The sequence below is a fragment of the Stenotrophomonas sp. P5_B8 genome, assembly GCF_054049855.1.
In genome coordinates this window covers 1-17,123 of record NZ_JBFULO010000042.1, presented here as the reverse complement: position 1 = coordinate 17,123, position 17,123 = coordinate 1, and the positions used below count along the sequence as shown (strand labels likewise).

At 67.8% G+C, this 17,123-nt stretch carries 15 protein-coding genes and 1 pseudogene; 2 read left to right on the top strand and 14 right to left on the bottom strand.

Going from position 1 to position 17,123, the window contains the following annotated elements; genetic code table 11:
- The 5 genes from ACXJKH_RS04260 to ACXJKH_RS04240 form a co-directional block, all read right to left on the bottom strand.
- Positions 1–2,403: TonB-dependent receptor plug domain-containing protein (locus ACXJKH_RS04260; RefSeq protein WP_457318424.1), on the bottom strand; the 2,403-nt coding region annotated here is incomplete at its 3' end.
- A gap of 870 nt (positions 2,404–3,273) precedes the next feature.
- The gene (locus ACXJKH_RS04255; RefSeq protein WP_457318423.1) at positions 3,274–4,584 is read right to left on the bottom strand and encodes an ABC transporter permease; all 1,311 of its coding nucleotides are present in this window, start codon (positions 4,582–4,584) and stop codon (positions 3,274–3,276) included.
- Between the two features lie 10 nt (positions 4,585–4,594).
- Complete coding sequence (locus ACXJKH_RS04250) at positions 4,595–5,755, bottom strand: ABC transporter permease (RefSeq protein ID WP_256777045.1); 1,161 nt, start codon at positions 5,753–5,755, stop codon at positions 4,595–4,597.
- Positions 5,756–5,769: 14 nt separating this feature from the next.
- Positions 5,770–6,459, bottom strand: coding sequence for an ABC transporter ATP-binding protein (locus ACXJKH_RS04245; protein ID WP_256777044.1), 690 nt, complete (start codon positions 6,457–6,459; stop codon positions 5,770–5,772).
- Between the two features lie 186 nt (positions 6,460–6,645).
- The gene (locus ACXJKH_RS04240) at positions 6,646–7,887 is read right to left on the bottom strand and encodes an efflux RND transporter periplasmic adaptor subunit (RefSeq protein ID WP_457318422.1); all 1,242 of its coding nucleotides are present in this window, start codon (positions 7,885–7,887) and stop codon (positions 6,646–6,648) included.
- Positions 7,888–8,278: 391 nt separating this feature from the next.
- Here ACXJKH_RS04240 and ACXJKH_RS04235 point away from each other — a divergent pair, with 391 nt between their 5' ends.
- Both ACXJKH_RS04235 and ACXJKH_RS04230 read left to right on the top strand, forming a co-directional pair.
- Complete coding sequence (locus ACXJKH_RS04235) at positions 8,279–9,490, top strand: sensor histidine kinase (protein WP_457318421.1); 1,212 nt, start codon at positions 8,279–8,281, stop codon at positions 9,488–9,490.
- Positions 9,487–10,089, top strand: coding sequence for a response regulator (locus ACXJKH_RS04230; protein ID WP_457318420.1), 603 nt, complete (start codon positions 9,487–9,489; stop codon positions 10,087–10,089). The genes ACXJKH_RS04235 and ACXJKH_RS04230 overlap by 4 nt, the downstream gene beginning before the upstream one ends.
- A 66-nt stretch (positions 10,090–10,155) precedes the next feature.
- On the opposite strand, the gene ACXJKH_RS04225 is transcribed toward ACXJKH_RS04230, so the two are convergent.
- The 9 genes and pseudogenes from ACXJKH_RS04225 to ACXJKH_RS04185 form a co-directional block, all read right to left on the bottom strand.
- Positions 10,156–10,716, bottom strand: a complete 561-nt coding sequence (locus ACXJKH_RS04225) for a cytochrome b (RefSeq protein WP_457318419.1) — start codon at positions 10,714–10,716, stop codon at positions 10,156–10,158.
- Positions 10,713–11,825: a catalase family peroxidase gene (locus ACXJKH_RS04220; protein ID WP_457318418.1), complete on the bottom strand. Its 1,113-nt coding sequence runs from the start codon at positions 11,823–11,825 to the stop codon at positions 10,713–10,715. The genes ACXJKH_RS04225 and ACXJKH_RS04220 overlap by 4 nt, the downstream gene beginning before the upstream one ends.
- A 166-nt stretch (positions 11,826–11,991) precedes the next feature.
- Entirely contained in the window at positions 11,992–13,359 is a 1,368-nt protein-coding gene (locus tag ACXJKH_RS04215; RefSeq protein ID WP_256777038.1) for a leucyl aminopeptidase family protein, read from the bottom strand.
- A gap of 23 nt (positions 13,360–13,382) precedes the next feature.
- Complete coding sequence (locus ACXJKH_RS04210; protein WP_457318417.1) at positions 13,383–14,093, bottom strand: HAD family hydrolase; 711 nt, start codon at positions 14,091–14,093, stop codon at positions 13,383–13,385.
- 47 nt (positions 14,094–14,140) lie between these two features.
- A complete protein-coding gene (locus tag ACXJKH_RS04205; RefSeq protein ID WP_457318416.1) occupies positions 14,141–15,232 on the bottom strand; it encodes an AI-2E family transporter in 1,092 nt (363 codons plus the stop codon).
- A 111-nt stretch (positions 15,233–15,343) separates the two neighbouring features.
- Positions 15,344–15,820, bottom strand: a complete 477-nt coding sequence (locus ACXJKH_RS04200; protein WP_457318415.1) for a protein sip-5 — start codon at positions 15,818–15,820, stop codon at positions 15,344–15,346.
- Positions 15,817–16,317, bottom strand: a complete 501-nt coding sequence (locus tag ACXJKH_RS04195) for a phage holin family protein (RefSeq protein ID WP_457318414.1) — start codon at positions 16,315–16,317, stop codon at positions 15,817–15,819. Before ACXJKH_RS04195 ends, ACXJKH_RS04200 begins: the two co-directional genes overlap by 4 nt.
- Positions 16,318–16,323: 6 nt before the next feature.
- Positions 16,324–16,689, bottom strand: coding sequence for a hypothetical protein (locus tag ACXJKH_RS04190; RefSeq protein WP_256777031.1), 366 nt, complete (start codon positions 16,687–16,689; stop codon positions 16,324–16,326).
- 133 nt (positions 16,690–16,822) lie between these two features.
- Positions 16,823–17,123, bottom strand: a pseudogene (locus tag ACXJKH_RS04185) (heat-shock protein); the annotation flags it as partial.

The window sequence follows — 17,123 nt, the reverse complement described above, 5'->3', positions numbered from 1 at the left end:
TTCCAGGTAATCCACGTAGGTGGTGTTCCAGGACACGGAGAACTTGCCGATCGCCAGTTCCGGCAGACGGTAACGCACGGCGATGTCGTAGCCTGCGGTTTCCTGGTAGCCGGCGTTGAGCAGCGTGCGGTCCAGCGCGCTGACCTGGCCAATCGTCTTGCCCGACTTGGAACGGGTGAAGCGGTTGCACGCCGCATCCACGCCCTGCACGTAGCACTGGTTGAGCATGTCCGTGGCCGACTCACCGACGATCACGTCGTTGATGCGGATCTTCCACCAGTCCAGGCTCAGGTCCAGGCCCGAGACGAACTCCGGGCTGTACACCAGGCCCACGGTCCAGGTCTTGGCGGTTTCCGGCTTCAGCGCCTCGTTGGAGCCGGAGGTGAAGTCGGTGCCACCCTGCTGGCCCGGCACGGTTGCCGGATTGCCATCGGCGGCCAGCTGGCGGAAGTTGGCCGGCACGCCGCCGGCGCGGCAGCGTGCCTGCACCTGCGCGTTGTTGGCCGCGGCACCGAAGGTGGTGTCGCACGGATCGGTGTACGAATCACGCGTGGTGACCGTGCCGCCGTACAGGTTTTCCACCGTCGGGGCGCGGAAGCCGGTGCCGTAGGTGGCGCGCACCAGCAGGCTGTCGATCGGCTTCCACTTCAGGCCGAACTTGGTGTTGGTGGTCGAACCGAAGTTGTTGTAGTCCGAGTAACGACCGGCCACGTCCAGCGACAGCTCGCGGGCGAAGGCCATGTCGGCCAGCAGCGGCACCTGCAGTTCCAGGTAGGCTTCGTTGAGCGCGTAATCGCCACGGGTCGGCTGGCCGCTGGTGCCGGCGATCTGGCCGTTGCGCACCATCAGGTCCGGGTCGTAGCTGGCTTCTTCGCTGCGATGTTCGACGCCCATCGCACCCATGATGTCACCGGCCGACAGGCTGAACAGTGAGCCGGAGATGTTCGCGCTGGCCACCTTGGTGGTGCTCTGCATCTTGTCGGTGAAACGGGTGAACAGGTAGTCCTGCACGTCCTGGTTGCCCAGCGCGCCCGGGCCGGTGTAGCCCATCGGAGCCAGCGGATTCCACGGCGTGCAGCCGGCGATCACGTTGCCGACGCTGCCGCAACGCGCAACGCCCTGGCCGTCGATGAACGACGGGCCGACGGACTGGTTGACGTTCGGCTGGTACATGCTGCCCGTACCGATGCGCTCGCCTTCGTTGCGGTTGTACATGTAGCTGAGGTTCCAGTCCCAGTACCGCGAACCAGTTTCGAAGCTGCCTTCCAGACCGACGCTGGCGCGCTTGGTGGTCAGGTTGTTCTCGGTGCCGCGCGGCAGTTCTTCGGTGCGGTGCGCGAAGGCAACGTCACGGCCGAACGGGTTGAACGCGCTGTCCTTGGACAGCAGCGCGCGCGCGCCGGTGCTCTGGTACGGGTAGCCGGCCAGCTGCTTGGTCGACTCGCGCTCGGTGTACAGCGCGTCGGCCACCAGGCGCAGGTTGTCGTTGATCGAGAAGCCACCGTTGGCAAACACCGACTTGCGCTGCAGACCGGTGAGCAGGCTCATGTTGGTCTTGGTGTTGGCATCGTTGGCCTTGTCGGCCGGCTTGAAATTGCCCCGCACGGTCGGGTCGCCGCCCGGGCCCACGCTGAGGTTCCTGCCATCGACGGTGGCATAGCCCCACGGGGTGACGCCGCTGAGGCCGTCGGTCGGGTGGCGCGGGCCGTTCGGGTAGGCGGTGAACTCGCGTGCGCCGCCCAGGATCGGATCTTCGTCGGAGTACTCGCCGCCGACGGTGACCCAGCCACGGTCGAAGGTTTTGCCGAAGGTGGCGCTGTAGCTGGTCTTCTGACCGTCGCCTTCGCTGTACTGGCCGACGTACGCGTTGACTTCAGCGCCGTCGAAATTCTTGCGGGTGATGATGTTGACCACGCCGGCGATGGCGTCCGAGCCGTACAGTGCCGAGGCGCCGTCGGTCAGTACTTCCACGCGGTCCACGATGGAGGACGGGATCGAGGCCAGGTCGGAGTAACCGGCGGCGGACACGCCCATGCGGCGGCCGTCGATCAGCACCAGGCTGCGTTCCGGACCCAGGTTGCGCAGGCTGACGTACATGCCGCCGAAGTCGCGGCCGGACTCCAGCGAGTTGGCGCGGCTCATGCTCGGCGCGCCGGCAGCGGTAACATCCTGCAGGATGTCGGCGACGTTGATGTAGCCCTTCTTTTCGATCTCGGCGCGGTTCAGCGCGACGACCGGCTGGGCGCTCTCGACGCTGGCCTGGCGGATGCGCGAGCCGGTGATTTCAATGCGATCCAGATTGGTGGTGCCGTCATTGGCGGTCTGGGCGAAGGCAGGGGCACTGCAGCTGGCGACAAGCGCGATGGCGATCGCGTTGCGCAGCGGGTGGGTCTTCAAATACATCCGTGCGATTTCTCTTTCTCGTAAAAAACAAGCGCCCTTGCGGGCGGCGTGGGGACAACATCACGACGCGGGGGGCGGGAGTCTAATGACTTTTCAAATTTTTTACTTTCATCTGAAAGCATAAAAACCGCTAAAAATGAACGTTCGCTGACAAATTCGCGCGTTGGCGAACAATCTTTTTTCAATGCGCGACAGTACGTGCAGTGCGCATCGCGTCGGTGCAGGCAGAGGCACCGATAACGGCGATGGTCCGGTCAACTTGAGTGCACGCGGATGTGCATCGAAGGGAAGCGTTCAGTGTGTATCGACGGTTCGCGAGAGAATTTCCTTTACCTCCGCCTGACACCTATGAAGCGCGCTGTGAGCTTTTCCTGGTACGGCCGTCGGTGGGTCGGGCGCCGGGCCCCATGCCCTTTCCGGCGAATGTCCCCCGGCGTCGGCCTACGGCCGCCCCCTCCTCCTTTATTTCGCCTCCAAGGGCATGGGGCCCGGCGCCCGACCCACCAACGGCCTCGTTGGAAAGTCCGCTTGGCCCTACCGCAAGCCGAGCCCCGTAGCAGCCGGTAGGCCCCTGGGCAAAATAAAGGAGGAGGCCGCCACGCGGCCGGGGGACATTTGCGCCAGGGGCCTACCGGCTGCTACGGGGCCCTCACGCTCGCGACAGATCCAGGCGGAGATACCCCTAGATCAGCACAGCGCCTGGATCACTCGACCACACGCACAGCCGCACGCCATCGGTGACGGCCATTCGAACAAGATGCCCCGCACCATTGAGAGAAAAAAAACCGCACCCTTGCGGATGCGGTTCGTGGTCTGCTATTTCGTGCGCGCACCTGCGTGCGCAGGGTCTTGTTGATACACCGCCACGCCTCAGGTCTCGCGCAACGCCGTGGTGATCGGCAGGCGCGCCGCACGCAGTGCCGGGAACAGACCACCGACCAGCCCGATCCCCAAGGCCCACTTCAGCCCGGTCCACAGCAGCTGCGGCGACACCCGGAACTGGAACACCACCTGGCTGAAGTTGTTGCCCAGCGTGGACACCGTGTAGTTGTTGAACACCAACCACGCCAGCAGGCCCCCCAGGATGCCGCCCAGCAAGGCCAGCAGCATCGTCTCCAGCATCACCGCAGTGATCACCGGCAGCCCGCGGAAACCGATCGCACGCATGGTCGCGATCTCGCGCGCACGCGTGGCCACCGCTGCATACATGGTGTTGAGCGCACCGAACACCGCACCGATCGCCATGATGCCGCCGATCACCGTGCCCAGCACGTTGATCAGCGTGCTCAGGCCGCCGGACTGCTTGCTGTAGTAGTCGCGGGTGGTTTCCACGTCCAGCTTCAGGCGCGGATCGGCTTCCATCGCTGCCTTGAACTGCTTGAACCCGGCGGCTCCCTCCGTACGCACGTTGACCGACTGGTAGGCGCTGCGGTTGTAGGTGGTGGACAGGGTCTGGGTGTCGGCCCACAGCTCGGACTCGTGCACGTCGTTGGAGGCGAACACGCCCACGACCGTCCAGTCCTGCTTGCCCAGCTGCAGGGTTTTGCCCACCTCCAGGCCTTCGAACTGTGCCTTGGCCCCCTTGCCGACCACGATCTCGCGCAGTCCCGGCTTGAAGCGGCGGCCTTCGACAATGTGCACCTGCCGGCGCACCGCCCAGGCCTGCTCACCAACGCCGCGGAACTGCACGTTGGTATCGGAGTGGTCGCTGCGCGAAAGCAGGCTGATCACCTGCGACAGCTCGGCCGACACCAGCGGCTTGCCGTCCTCGCCGCGTGCCACGCCGGGCAGGCTTTGGATGAGTGGCAGCTGGTCGCGCATGATCACCGAGTTGGTTTCGGCCTGCGAGCCGCCCCGCAGCACGATGGCCACATCATCGCTGCCGCTGCGGCTGAGGGTGGCCTTGAAGCCGTCGCCCATCGCCAGCATCGCCACCAGTACGCCGACCACGCCGGCAATGCCCACCACGATCACCGAGGAGGCGCCCCAACGCTGCGGCAGGCTGGCGATCCCGATGCGCGCGGCCGCCAGCGACAGCCGGCCGCTGCGGGTGAGCAGCAGCCATGCCGCCAGCAGCACCGCGATGGCCAGCACCATCCACCACGGCAGCACCACCCACACCGCCAGGGCGACCAGCAGCACCAGCACCGTCAGCGTGTTCCACAACCATTGCTTGTTCATGATGGGCTCCTCAGCGTCCGGCCAATGCATCGACGATCTTCAACCGCTGCGCGCGCAATGCCGGCAGCAGCCCCACCACCACGCCGATCACCGCCATCAGCCCCAGCGCCATCGCCCAGGTCTGCGCGGGCACGCCCGGCAGGCTGATCATGCCCTGGCTGTTGGCGCTGATCACCGGCATCAGGATCGCGGCCAGGCCCATCCCGATCAGCCCGCCCAGCACGATCAGCAGCACCGACTCGACCATCACCAGCACCAGCACGGTGCCGTCCTTGAAGCCCAGCGTCTTGAGGATGGCCAACTCTGGAATGCGCTCGCGCACCGCCTGCGCCATGGTGTTGCCGGTCAGCAGCACCAGGGTGAAGAACACCGCCGCCATGATGCCGGTGACGATCAGGCCGATATCGGCAAACTGCTTGGCGAAGGCCTGCGAGAACGCCGCTTCGGTCTGCGACTTGGTCTCGCGGTCGGAGTTCAGTGACAGCGCATCGATCGCCTGCGCCACGCGCGAGGCGTGCGCCGGGTTGTCCAGTTGCACGGTGTAGAAGCTGACCTGGTTCTTGATGTAGTCGTTGGACTCATCGAAGTAGCTCCAGTGCAGCAGCAGCTGGTTCTCGCCGGCGGCGCTCTTGCGGTCCTTGGCGCGGTAGATGCCCACCAGCTGCAGCGGCCAGTCGTTGCTGCCCTTGCGCGGGAAGATGGTGGCCTGCATCGGGATGGTGTCGCCGATCTTCCAGCCGAACCGCTTGGCCAGGGCCTCCCCGACCAGTGCACCGGTACGGGTGTTCTTGAATGCCTCGGCCTGCGCCGGCGGCAGCTCGAACTCCGGGTACAGGTCCATGTAGTTGTCCGACACCGAGAAGCTCGGGAAGAAGTTCTTCGGGTCCTGGTAGATGCCGCCGAACCACATCGCGTAGTTCACTTTGCGCACCCCGGGGGTGGCTTCGATGTCGCGCAGCAGGCGCAACGGCAGGCTCTGGGTGATCGACAGCTTGGAGGACACCACCAGCCGCTTGGCGCCTTCGATGGTGTCGCCGCCGGAATTGAATGCCACGCGCACCGAATCGAGCATGCCAAACAGCAGGAACGCGGCCACCACCGAGAGCAGGGTGAGCAGGGTCCGCGTCTTGCTGCGGAACAACTGCGCCCAGATGAGCGAGAAATACTTCATCGCGGCAGCCTCCGTCAGTGGGCCGCTGGCGCGGTGGCCAGTTCGCCCTTGTCCAGGTGCACGGTGTGGGTGGCGTACTCGGCCGCCTTGGGATCATGGGTGACCATGATGATGGTCTTGCCGTGCTCGCGGTTGAGCTGCTGCAGCAGGCCCAGGATCTCCTCGGCGGACTGGCGGTCGAGGTCGCCGGTGGGTTCGTCGCAGATCAGGAAGGTCGGGTCGGAGACGATCGCCCGGGCGATCGCCACGCGCTGCTGCTGGCCGCCGGACAACTCATTGGGACGGTGGCTGCGGCGGTCGGCCAGGCCGACCAGGGTCAGCGCGATCTCCGCATTGCGCTTGCGCTGGGCCGCGCCAAGGTGGGTGAGCAGCAGCGGCAGTTCCACGTTCTTCTGCGCGGTGAGCATCGGCATCAGGTTGTAGAACTGGAACACGAAGCCGACATGGTGGCTGCGCCAGGTCGACAGCTGCCCGCCGGACATGCGGTCGATGCGCTCGCCTTCGATCTCGATCTCGCCACCGCTGGGCGTATCCAGCCCGCCGATCAGGTTGAGCAGGGTGGTCTTGCCCGAGCCGGACGGCCCCATCAGGGCGACGAAGTCGCCGCGCTGGATGTCCAGGTCGATGCCGTGCAGCACCTGCACCTTCTCGGGGCCGCGCTGGTAGGTCTTGGTGATGTTGCGGAGCGAAACCAGGGTCGACATGGGTGGTTCTCCTTGGAACAAGGCGGATCGAGCGGACGGCATGCGGCGGCGCGCGCCTGCATGCGGCGATCTTGGGGCCGTRGCCGGGTGGGGAACGCGCGGTGGCGGGCAGCAGCCCACCTGCGCGCCGGCACGGCACGGGTAGCGCACACACGTTGCATCGCCGCGCCCGGCGGGGCGCAGCGGTTACTGCTGCTGCTTTTCCACGACCTTGCTGCCGTCGTGCAGTTCCGCGGGCGGGTCCACCACCACCACCTCGCCGGCGCTCAGCCCGCGGCTGACCTGGCGGTCGGTGTTGAGGGCGGTGCCGGCGGTGACCTCACGCAGTTCCACGCGCTGGTCGTCCTTGACCACGAAGGCGACGGTCTTCTGCTCGCGCTCGACGATCGCCGCCGCCGGCACGCGCACGCCCTTGGGCGCGGCGGCCGCGGCCGCTGGCGCGGCCTCCAGGAAGCTCACCCGCACGCCCATCTCCGGCACGATGCGCGGGTCTTTCACCTTCAGTGCCACGCGCACCTTGACGGTGGCCTTGCCACGGTCGGCGGTGGGCACGATGGCGATCACCTCGGCCGGGATCTTCCAGTCCGGGTAGGCATTGAGCGTGGCCTCCACCGGCATCCTCGGCTGCACGCGGCCGATGAAGGACTCCCCCACGTCCACTTCGATCTCCAGCGATTCCATGTCCACGATGGTGCCGATGCCGGTGCGGGTGAAGCCGCCACCGGCCGACAGCGGCGACACGATCTCGCCGGGCTGTGCGGCCTTGGCGGTAACCACGCCGGAGAACGGTGCACGCACGGTGTTGTTGTCCACGCCCAGGTCGGCGATGGCCAGTGCATCGTTGGCGACCTTGATGTTGCGTTCGGCGGTGCGCAGCTGCGCCCGCAGGCTGTCACGCTGTGACGTGGCCAGGTCGTACTGCGAGCGCGAGACCAGCTGCTGGCCCACCAGCGTCTGCAGGCGGCCGGCTTCGGCGTTGGCCTGTGCGACCTGCGCCTGCAGCCCGGACAGCTGGCTGCGCGCGGCCTCCAGCTGCGAGGCCGACAGGCTGCGCTGCGCGTTGGCATCGATCGGGTCGAGCGTGGCCATCACCTGGCCTTCTTCCACGCGCATGCCTTCTTCGATCATCACCTCGCGCACCTTGCCGGTGATCTTGGCCGAGACCGTGGCCATGCGCCGGGCGACCACGTAGCCGCTGGCATCGAGCACCGAGCTGCTGGCGCTGCCCTGCTGGATCGCCACCACCGGCGCGGTGGTGACCTCGATCGCGCGTTGCCGGCCAAACACGAACCAGGCGATCCCGCCGAGCAGCAGCACCACGATGATCGCCAACGCGATCCACCACCCACGGCGGGGCGAGGACGGCAGCGGGGTGGTCGCCTTGCGGTCGATGCGGAGTTCCTTGAGCAGTTCAGCGGATGCGTTCATCGTGAGTCTGGACGGGGAATCGGGCCGAGTGTGACCGCAACGGCGGTTGCGGGGCAAACCGGCACCAGGCCGGGTGGTGCACAGCATGCGCGCCCAGCGGCGGCGTGGGCAGTGACAGCTGTCACCTGACTATGCTGACGACGGCCACTGGCCGCGCTGCTGCCGTGGCGCGAGGCTATGCCCTTCCCGCCCGCTCCGGAGTGCCCCGATGTCCACCCCCGTCGCCTCCCTGGCCAGCCTGCACCACATCGAGGTCCCCTACGGCGCTGCAACCGGCGGTGGGCCAGCCGGCGCAGGGCAGTGCGCGGGTGCACATCGCGGGGCTGCCGGCGGTGACCGCCGGTGCGCCGGGCCAGCACGGTGCCGCCTGCGCCGGATGGGCTGAAGTGGCATGATCGCCCCTGTTCGCCCTGCGTTGGAATCGTCCGTGTCATCCAGTCGGCTCGCCTCCCTGTTGCGCCCCGCGCCGGACTCGGCCGTGGCCGAAAACCTGCGGCGTGGCAAGTCGCCGTGGGTCGATGCGATCCACCTGCTGTGGACGCTCTGGGTGTTCCTCACCCCCTTGTTCGGCACGGGCTACACCTGGCGTTGGGCGGCGCTGACCCTGCTCACCTACCCGGTGTTCCTGGCGTTGTATGCCGGCGTGTTGCTCGCACCGCGCTGCCACGCGCCGCGCTATGCACTGTCGATGGTGGCGCTGGGGCTGGTACCGCTGGCGTGGTACCCCTCGGCGGTGAGCTATTTCATCTTCGGCTGCGTCACCTTGCGCGTCTCGCGCCGCAGTGGCTACGGGCGCTATCTGCTGCAGCTGCTGGCGTTGAACGCGCTGTTCGTGGTGGTGGGCTGGTTCGCGCACTATCCGTGGCAGGCGCTGATCTGGATCCCGAGCATGGCGGTGATCATCAGCCTGGTGGTCAATTTCGAGACCGCCAGCCATGAAAAGGATGCGGCGCTGCAGCTGTCCCAGGACGAAGTGCGGCGCCTGGCGGCTACCGCCGAACGCGAGCGCATCGGCCGCGATCTGCACGACCTGTTGGGGCATACGTTGTCCTTGATCACCCTGAAGCTGGAGCTCTCGCGCAAGCTGGCCGACCGCGATCCGGTGGGCTCGCGCCGCGAAGTGGCCGAAGCCGAAACCATCGCGCGGCAGGCGCTGGCCGAAGTGCGCAGCGCAGTCACCGGCATCCGTGCCAGCGATCTGGCCGCCGAGCTGGCCTCGGCGCGGTTGTTGCTGGAGTACCAGCACGTGCACCTGCACTACGCGCCGCCGCCGCCGATGCCGGTGGCTATCGAACGGGCGCTGTCGCTGGTGCTGCGCGAGGCCGTCACCAATGTTGCCCGCCACGCCCAGGCGCGGCAGGCGTGGATCACCTTTGAACAGGATGGACGCAGCTTGTTGATGCAGATACGCGACGACGGGCGTGGCGGGGTCCACGTCGATGGCAACGGCCTGACCGGCATGCGCGAACGCGTTACCGCGCTGCGTGGCACCCTGGCCATGCAGTCGGCGAAGGGCGAGGGCACCTGCGTGACGGTGCGGGTGACGCTGCCGGCGGCAACCACGCCTGTAGTTGCCGCGGTCGCGGGTGGGGCCACACCATGATCCGCATCGTGTTGGCCGAAGACCAGGCGATGGTGCGCGGCGCGCTGTCGGCGCTGTTGGGGTTGGAGCGGGACATCGAGGTGCTGGGCAGCGCGGCCGACGGCGAAGCCGCGTGGCGCATGCTGCAGCAGCTGCAGCCGGACATCCTGGTCACCGACATCGAAATGCCCGGGCTATCCGGGCTGGAACTGGCCCAGCGCATCGCCCGCCAGCAACTGCCCATCAAGGTGGTGATCGTCACCACCTTCGCGCGCTCGGGCTTCCTGCGACGGGCGCTGGATGCCGGGGTGTGCGGCTACCTGCTCAAGGATGCACCCGCCGAACGCCTGGCCGATGCGCTGCGCCAGGTGCAGCACGGCGGGCGCGCGATCGATCCGCAGCTGGCGCTGGATGCCTGGTCGCAGGCCGACCCGCTCAACGACCGTGAACGCCAGGTGTTGCGCCTGTCCGGCGACGGTCGCTCGGCCAGCGAGATCGCCACCCAGCTGGGGCTGTCGCATGGCACCGTGCGCAACTACCTGTCCGAATGCATCGGCAAGCTCGGCGTGGCCAACCGTATCGAGGCGTATCGGTTGGCCAGGCAGAAGGGCTGGCTGTAATGCCGGCCGTTGGCCGGCGCTGCACCCTCCTGATCGACATCCCGAGAAGCCGGCCAGCGGCCGGTACTACCGGGGGCGGTCGTCGCGGATTTTCTCCGGGCCCTTCGCCATTGCCTGGAACACCCCGTCGCGGCGCACCCACAGATGGAACAGCGCCGCGGACAGATGCGCCACCACCGTGGCGAACAGCGCGTAGGCGAACAGGCTGTGCGCGTTGCGCAGCGCCGCGTACAGCGACGGGTCGTGCGGCAGAATCGCCGGCAGGTTGAAGCCCGGCCACATCACGATCGGATAGCCGCCGGCGGAGAGCATCGACCAGCCGATCAGCGGCATCGCCAGCATCAGGCCGTACAGCACCCAGTGCGAGGCATGCGCGGCGAACGCCTGCCAGGCCGGCAGATCGGCGGGCAACGGCGGCGGCCGATGGCGCAGGCGGTTGTACAGGCGCACGATCACCAGCAGCAGGATCGCGATGCCGAGCGGGCGGTGCAGGTCGACCAGCATCGGCCGCCAGTGCAGCGCCGCCACCATGCCCACGCCGACAAACAGCATGGTCAGGATCATCGCCGCCATCAGCCAGTGCAGCACGCGCGCGGTAAGGTTGAAATGGCCCGAATCGCGGTTCATCGCGCACTCTCCTTGCCGGTGGCCGCCGCACCCTTGCCGCTGGCGATTTCGCGCTCGCGGCGGTTGAACGACTGTGAGTACACCGCCGACCGCGCGGCCAGGATCGGATCGTCGGAACCGGCGATGCCGCTGGGCAGGATCAACGGATCGTAGTTCAGGTCGCGGCAGGCGCCGATGGCCTGGGGCTGCATCGACACCAGGCTGAGCGTGCCCACTTTCACCTGGCGGCGCTGCGCCGGCCACACCTGTGACGGATCGTCGATCGGGTCGCCCGCCTCGGCGATGCTGACCCACATGTCCCAGCGCACCGGGCCCTGGGCCAGCCGCTGGGCGAACTCGTCGGCCAGGTAATCCAGCCCGGCTTTCGCGCGTTGCGCCGGTGTCATTTCCACGAAGGGCGCCTGCGGCCGCATGCTCCAGCGCACGAAGCGATGGCTGCCGTCGGCGGCGGTGAAGCGGAAGGCGTTGACCCCGTTGTAGGTGGTGTCGGCCCAACTGCTGGACCACGGCGCGGTCTTGGCCCACTGCCCGAACGCACGCGCGGACGGGTACTTGGCCAGCACGGCGGCCATCTTGGCCGGGTCCGGCTTGCCGGTGGCCGGATCGGGGATGCCGGCGCGGGTCTGTTCGAGGAAGGCCTCGCTGGTGGGCACGGCGAAGAACGGGAAGCTGTTCATCGCCGTCCGCCATTCCTGGCCATCATCGCTGACCAGCTGCAACGCCATGCTGCGCACGCGCGCATTGGCGTCGGCACYGTGCGGGTCGCCGCCGCCGATGGAGAGCCGGCCCAGCACCGGTACCTGCAGTTGCCGGAACACGCGCGCCGAACTCAGCGCCACGCCTTCCGGCGTGCCCTGAAACGTGCCGCTCACGCACACGCCCTTGGTATGCGCGCGGCGGAAGCCCGGCTGCGGCGGGCCGGTGGCCTCGATGCTGTCGGTGAAGGTCTGCGCGGTGATGCGGTCGCGGCCGATCCAGCCGGCCAGCCAGGCAAAGGCCAGCACCAGCAGGCCGGCGATCAAGGCGATCAGCGCGATCCACAGCAGCGGCGACGGTGGTCGCGGTGCGCCCGGCTCGCGGCCGGCACGGGAAGAGCCGAAGAGTGACATGTCTGGATTCCTGCCTTCACAAAGCGTGTGGGTGGGCGACCGGGCCATGGTGTCAGAACGTGGGCGACGCCGATATTCACATTTTCGACAACTCTTCCAAATGCAGATCCCCGCCGAAGCGGGGATCTGTGGGTGTCACGGCAGGACCGGGCAGGGCCCGGCCGACTCAGGCGTAACGCGTCTTGAGCATGGTCCATGCCGAGCGCAACGCCAGCGCCTCGCCACCGGCCGGGCGGCCCGGGCGCTCGCCATCGTTCCAGGCGTACACGTCCAGGTGCGCCCAGCGCTGGCCTTCGGCGATGAAACGCTCCAGGTACAGCGCGGCGGTGACCGAACCGGCCATGCGCGAGCCGGCGTTGGCCAGGTCGGCGATGTTGCTGTGCAGGTAGCGCAGGTAGGGGCGCCACAGCGGCATGCGCCAGACCGGATCGCGCACCGCTTCACCGGCCTGCAGCCACTGCTGGGCCAGCGTGTCATCGTTGCTGAACAACGCCGGCAGGTCCGGGCCAAGCGCGATCCGTGCCGCACCGGTGAGGGTGGCGAAGTCGAGCACGATCTCCGGCTGCTGTTCGCTGGCGTAGGTCAGCGCATCGGCCAGGATCACCCGCCCTTCGGCATCGGTGTTGTCGATCTCGATGCTCAGGCCCTTGCGGGTGGCGATCACTTCGCCGGGGCGGAAGGCATCGGGGCCGATCGCGTTTTCCACCGCCGGGATCAGCAGGGTCAGCTGCACCGGCAGCTGCTGGGCCATGATCAGCCCGGCCAGCCCGAGTGCGTGCGCGGCGCCGCCCATGTCCTTCTTCATGTTGCGCATGCCATCGCCCGGCTTGATGTCCAGCCCGCCGGTGTCGAAGCACACGCCCTTGCCGACCAGCGCCACGTGCGGCTGGCCTGCCTTGCCCCAGCGCAGCACGATCAGGCGCGGCGCGCGATGCGAGGCGCGGCCCACTGCGTGGATGGACGGGAAATTCTGCTCCAACAGCGCATCGCCGGTGATCACCTCGATCTGCGCGCCATGCGCGCTGGCCAGCTCGCGCGCGGCGTCTTCCAGCTGCTGCGGGCCCATGTCTTCGGTGGGCGTGTTGACCCAGTCGCGCACGCGCAGGCTGGCAGTCACCACATCGCGCACTTCGGCCGACGGCGTGGCCGCCAGTTGGGCCGGTGCACGATTGGGCTTGCGGTACCGCGCGAAGCGGTAGCTGCCCAGGCCCCAGCCGATGTGCAGCAGGGTTTCGATCTCTGCCGGCAATGCATCGGCCAGCTGCCACACGCTGCCTTCGGGCAGTGCGAACGGCGCATGCGCGTAGGCATAGGCATCACCGGCATCGCCCACACCGACGATCGCACCGGCCAGGCCATGCTCACCAGGCAGCAGCACCACGCTGCCGCCGCTGCCGTTGAAGTGCTGTGCGTCGATCCAGGCCAGCTGCGCCGCGCTTTGCTGCGCGCGCCACGCGCCGAACTGCTCGCGGTTCATCACGTGCAGCGGCAGCGCCTTGGAGGTATCGGCGGTGAAACCGTTGATCTGGGTCATGCGGGGTAGGGCTCCGTTCGTGGTCAGGCGTGAGCGACGGATGCGTTGGCATCCAGCCAGTCGGCCAGCCCGGTCAGGGTGTCGAACTGCAGGTCGGGCTGCAGCGAAGGATGGGGCCAGGCGTGGTCTTCGCGGTTGATCCAGCAACCACGAAGGCCGGCCTGCATCGCACCAACCACGTCCATGTCGGCGTGGTCGCCCACGTGCAGCACATGCGCGGGGGCAATGCCCAGGCGGTCGCAGGCGGCGTGGAAGATGCTGGCCGCCGGCTTGGCCGCGCCGTGTTCGCGCGAGCCCAGCTGGAAGGAGAAATGGTGGGCCAGGCCGATCCGCTGCAGGTCGGCGTTGCCGTTGCTGAGCGCGGCGACAGGCACCTTGGCGGCGATCCGCGCCAGCGCGTCGAGCGCGTCCGGGTAGAACTCCACCTGGTTGCGCGCGGCGTAGAACGCTTCATAGGCCGGTTCGAGCAGGGCCAGGTCGGCACCGCTTTTCTCCAGCGCCTCGCTCAGCGTCAACCGGCGCAGCGCGCTGAGGTCATGGTGCAGGTGCGGGTTGGCGTGGAAGGAGCGCTCGCGCAGTTCGCGCATGGCCGCCACCGGGTACATCGCGGCGGTGGCGGGGCTGTGCTGGCGCATCCAGTCGAACAACACCTGGTCGATGCGCGCGCCGATGGGGGCGAACGGCCACAAGGTGTCGTCGAGGTCGAGGGTGATGGCTTGGACTGGGAAATTCACCCGCCCATTCTACGCCTGCCATCCGGGGCGGGCATGCCCGGATCGGTTCATTCAAGCAGCCGCGCCCACCCGTGGGTACCCTCCAACCGCGCCAGCACCAGCTTGATGCAGACCAGCAGCGGCACCGCCAGCAGCAGCCCGACCATGCCCCACAGCCAGCCGAACACCATCAGTGCCAGGATCAGGATCAGCGGCGAGATCGCCATGCGGCGGCCCAGCACGATCGGCGTGACCACCTGGCCTTCCACCGTGTGCAGGGCCAGGTAGCAGGCGGCCGGCAGCAGCGCCTTGAGCGGATCGCTGAACTCCACAAAGCCCATCAGCAGCATCAACGCCACCCCGATCAACGGGCCCACGTACGGGGCGAAGTTGAGCAGCGCAGCCACCGTGCCCCATAGCAGCGCTTCCTGCAGGCTGATGCCCAGCAGCAGCAACACCCCGGAAAACACCAGTCCCACCAGCGTGTTGATCACGGTGATGGTGAGCACGTAGCGCGATACCTCGCGTTCGATCGAACGCAGGATGTCGGTGGTGAAGCGCTGTTGCTGGCGGCTGGGGAACAGCGCGATCGCATGCTTCTGCAGGCTCTGCCCGTAGATCATGAAGAACAGCGTCAGCAGTACCACTGCCAGCACCGAGGCGGCCAGCCGCGGTGCACGGGTGAGCACTTTGTAAGGGTCATCGAGCTGGGTGCGCACGATCTGCACGCGCCGGCTGCCTTCGCCGCCGGCCACCCGCGCGAAGTTCTCCGCGGCCTGGTTGGCCTGCTGCACCGGCTTGGTCAGATCCTGCACCTGGCGCGCCACCTTGCGCAGTTGCTGCGGTGCTTCCTGCGCCCATTCCATCGCCGGGCCGACCAGCTGCACGCCCAGTGCCGCCGCGCCGCTCAGGCCCGCGCCGATCACCAGCACCGCCGCGAGGAAGCGCGGAATCCACAGCTTGCCGAGCAGGCGCAGGATCGGGTTGCCCACCAGCGCGAAGAACATCGCCAGCAGCACCGGCAGGATCACTTCCTGGGCCGCCCACAGGGTGAAACAGACCGCCAGCGTGGCCAGCACCACCAGCGACATGGGCGCACGCGGGCGCGGCAGTGGGGCAGTGGCGACGGTGTCGTCGGGGGTAACGGCAGGAACGCTCATGCGGGCGCCGGGCAGGAAGGGAGCGCCATTATTGGGCAAGCCGGGTGCGGGCGGCGTGTTGTATCCGTGCAGGAAAAGCGAGGCCCCACCGCAGTACGGCAGGGCCTGGTTTCAGCGTTCGGAAATATCGGTGGCTGCTTCGGCCGGTTGCGGCTGTTGCGGCGAGGCCGGTTCGACGCGCGGCTGCGGCTGCGGGCTGGCCCGCGGCGTGGGTGCAGCTGCCCGGGGAGCCGGGCGGGCCAGGTCATCGGTGGCATCGTCCACCTTGTCGGCCGCCTGCTCGGCGGTCTCGGCCGCTTCGCCTGCCTGCATCGAGGCGAACGCGGCCTGGGTACTGGCCACCAGATTGGAGACCGAGCCGATCATCTGCAGCCAACGCGCACCCTGCACCTTGGCGCCGAGCCCGGTCGGTTCCAGTTTGCCGGCCAGGAAGCCGCCGGCAAGACCCACGGTTATGATCCGCATCGGCGTCCACCCGGCACGCCAGACGGTGCTGAGGGAGAACCAGCTGCTGCGGGTTTTTTCCACCCGCACCGCCACCACCAGCTCGGCACGCTGCACGCGCTGGCGCAAGGCTTCGAAGTTCATCGCTTCACCCCCGTCGTATCGACGTCGGCATCGGGATCTTCATCGCTGGGTTCGTCATACAGCCCCAGCCGAGACAACTGCCGGCGGGTGGCATGCATGCCGGTATGACGGAAGAAGAACGACACCCGCCACATCGCATAGCCGGTCACCAGCAGGCTGACGACCGAGGTGATCAGCAGCGAGTGGAACCAGGACAGGCCCCAACGCTGCATCAGGGCGATCAGCGTGCCGGCCAGCAACAGCCAGGCCGACGCGCCGAACACGATCGCCACGCCAGCCCATGCCAGCGCACGCCCAAACGCACTCCGCGCCAGCGCGAAGTCGRCCGAGGCCAACCGTCGCAGCGAGCGCAGGGTGTGCTTGGCCGACTCGACGGTCTCACGGCCGGCCTCACCGACCTGGCGGATGCTCTCGTCCAGGCGCGGTGCTTTTTCACCGCTGCCCGGTGGCGGGGATTCCGCGCCACCGGTAGCGGTCGACTGGGCTTGATCGCTCACGCCGACTTACTTGTCGCCGCCGCTGCGGGCCAGCTTGGCGATGATCCAGCCGGCGGCGAAGGCCACGCCGAAGGAGGCCAGCGGACGCTCGCGGATCAGCTCGGCAGCGCTGTCGACCAGGTCCTTGCCCTTGTCCATCAGTGCATCGACCTGTTCCTTGGCAGCGGCACCGCCAAATTCAGCGGCCGCCAGGCCCGACAGCGCGGTGTCGGACAGTTCGGCCTTGACGTTGGCCTTGCCGATGCGCAGTTCGTCGCCGGCCGCGCCGGTGGCGCCCTTGATCGCACCGCCGGCGGCGCTGGCCGCGGACTTCAGGTGCGAACCGGCTTCGCCCAGGTGTTCCTTCAGGTTTTCGGTATTGGTGGGGCTCATCGTGACTCTCCGTTATGTGCGATGGGGAAGGTGACCGGGGAGGGACCCCGATAACGAACGCAAGGTAATAGCATCGGCCGGGTGTAGGGCGTGTTACGCCCCGTGAGTTGCGCGCGAAGACCGGCTGAGCCGTTCAGCGCATCACCAGCACGCCAGGCGTGTTGCCGCGCACGATGCGCAGCACCAGTTGCGGCGGGCGTTGCTGGAAGTTGGCGCGCCAGCTGGCCAGGTCGGCAAATTCGCCGGCGCTGGTTTCGGTGATGACATCGCCGGCGGCCAATCCCGACGTGGCCGCGCGGCTGCCGCGCTTGACCTCGCTTACCTGCACACCACTGATACCGGCCTGGCGCAGCGATTCGGGCAGGTCCACGAAGGTGGCCCCGACCAGGCGCGGATCCAGCGTATCGCCGCTGACCGCACGCGCCTGTTCCTTC

Coding starts and splice junctions, on each gene's coding strand:
- ACXJKH_RS04245 (WP_256777044.1), bottom strand. CDS start 6,459: ATGTCGACCCTGGTTTCGCTCCGCAACATCACCAAGACCTACCAGCGC.
- ACXJKH_RS04235 (WP_457318421.1), top strand. CDS start 8,279: ATGATCGCCCCTGTTCGCCCTGCGTTGGAATCGTCCGTGTCATCCAGT.
- ACXJKH_RS04225 (WP_457318419.1), bottom strand. CDS start 10,716: ATGAACCGCGATTCGGGCCATTTCAACCTTACCGCGCGCGTGCTGCAC.
- ACXJKH_RS04240 (WP_457318422.1), bottom strand. CDS start 7,887: ATGAACGCATCCGCTGAACTGCTCAAGGAACTCCGCATCGACCGCAAG.
- ACXJKH_RS04200 (WP_457318415.1), bottom strand. CDS start 15,820: ATGAACTTCGAAGCCTTGCGCCAGCGCGTGCAGCGTGCCGAGCTGGTG.
- ACXJKH_RS04255 (WP_457318423.1), bottom strand. CDS start 4,584: ATGAACAAGCAATGGTTGTGGAACACGCTGACGGTGCTGGTGCTGCTG.
- ACXJKH_RS04250 (WP_256777045.1), bottom strand. CDS start 5,755: ATGAAGTATTTCTCGCTCATCTGGGCGCAGTTGTTCCGCAGCAAGACG.
- ACXJKH_RS04205 (WP_457318416.1), bottom strand. CDS start 15,232: ATGAGCGTTCCTGCCGTTACCCCCGACGACACCGTCGCCACTGCCCCA.
- ACXJKH_RS04190 (WP_256777031.1), bottom strand. CDS start 16,689: ATGAGCCCCACCAATACCGAAAACCTGAAGGAACACCTGGGCGAAGCC.
- ACXJKH_RS04215 (WP_256777038.1), bottom strand. CDS start 13,359: ATGACCCAGATCAACGGTTTCACCGCCGATACCTCCAAGGCGCTGCCG.
- ACXJKH_RS04230 (WP_457318420.1), top strand. CDS start 9,487: ATGATCCGCATCGTGTTGGCCGAAGACCAGGCGATGGTGCGCGGCGCG.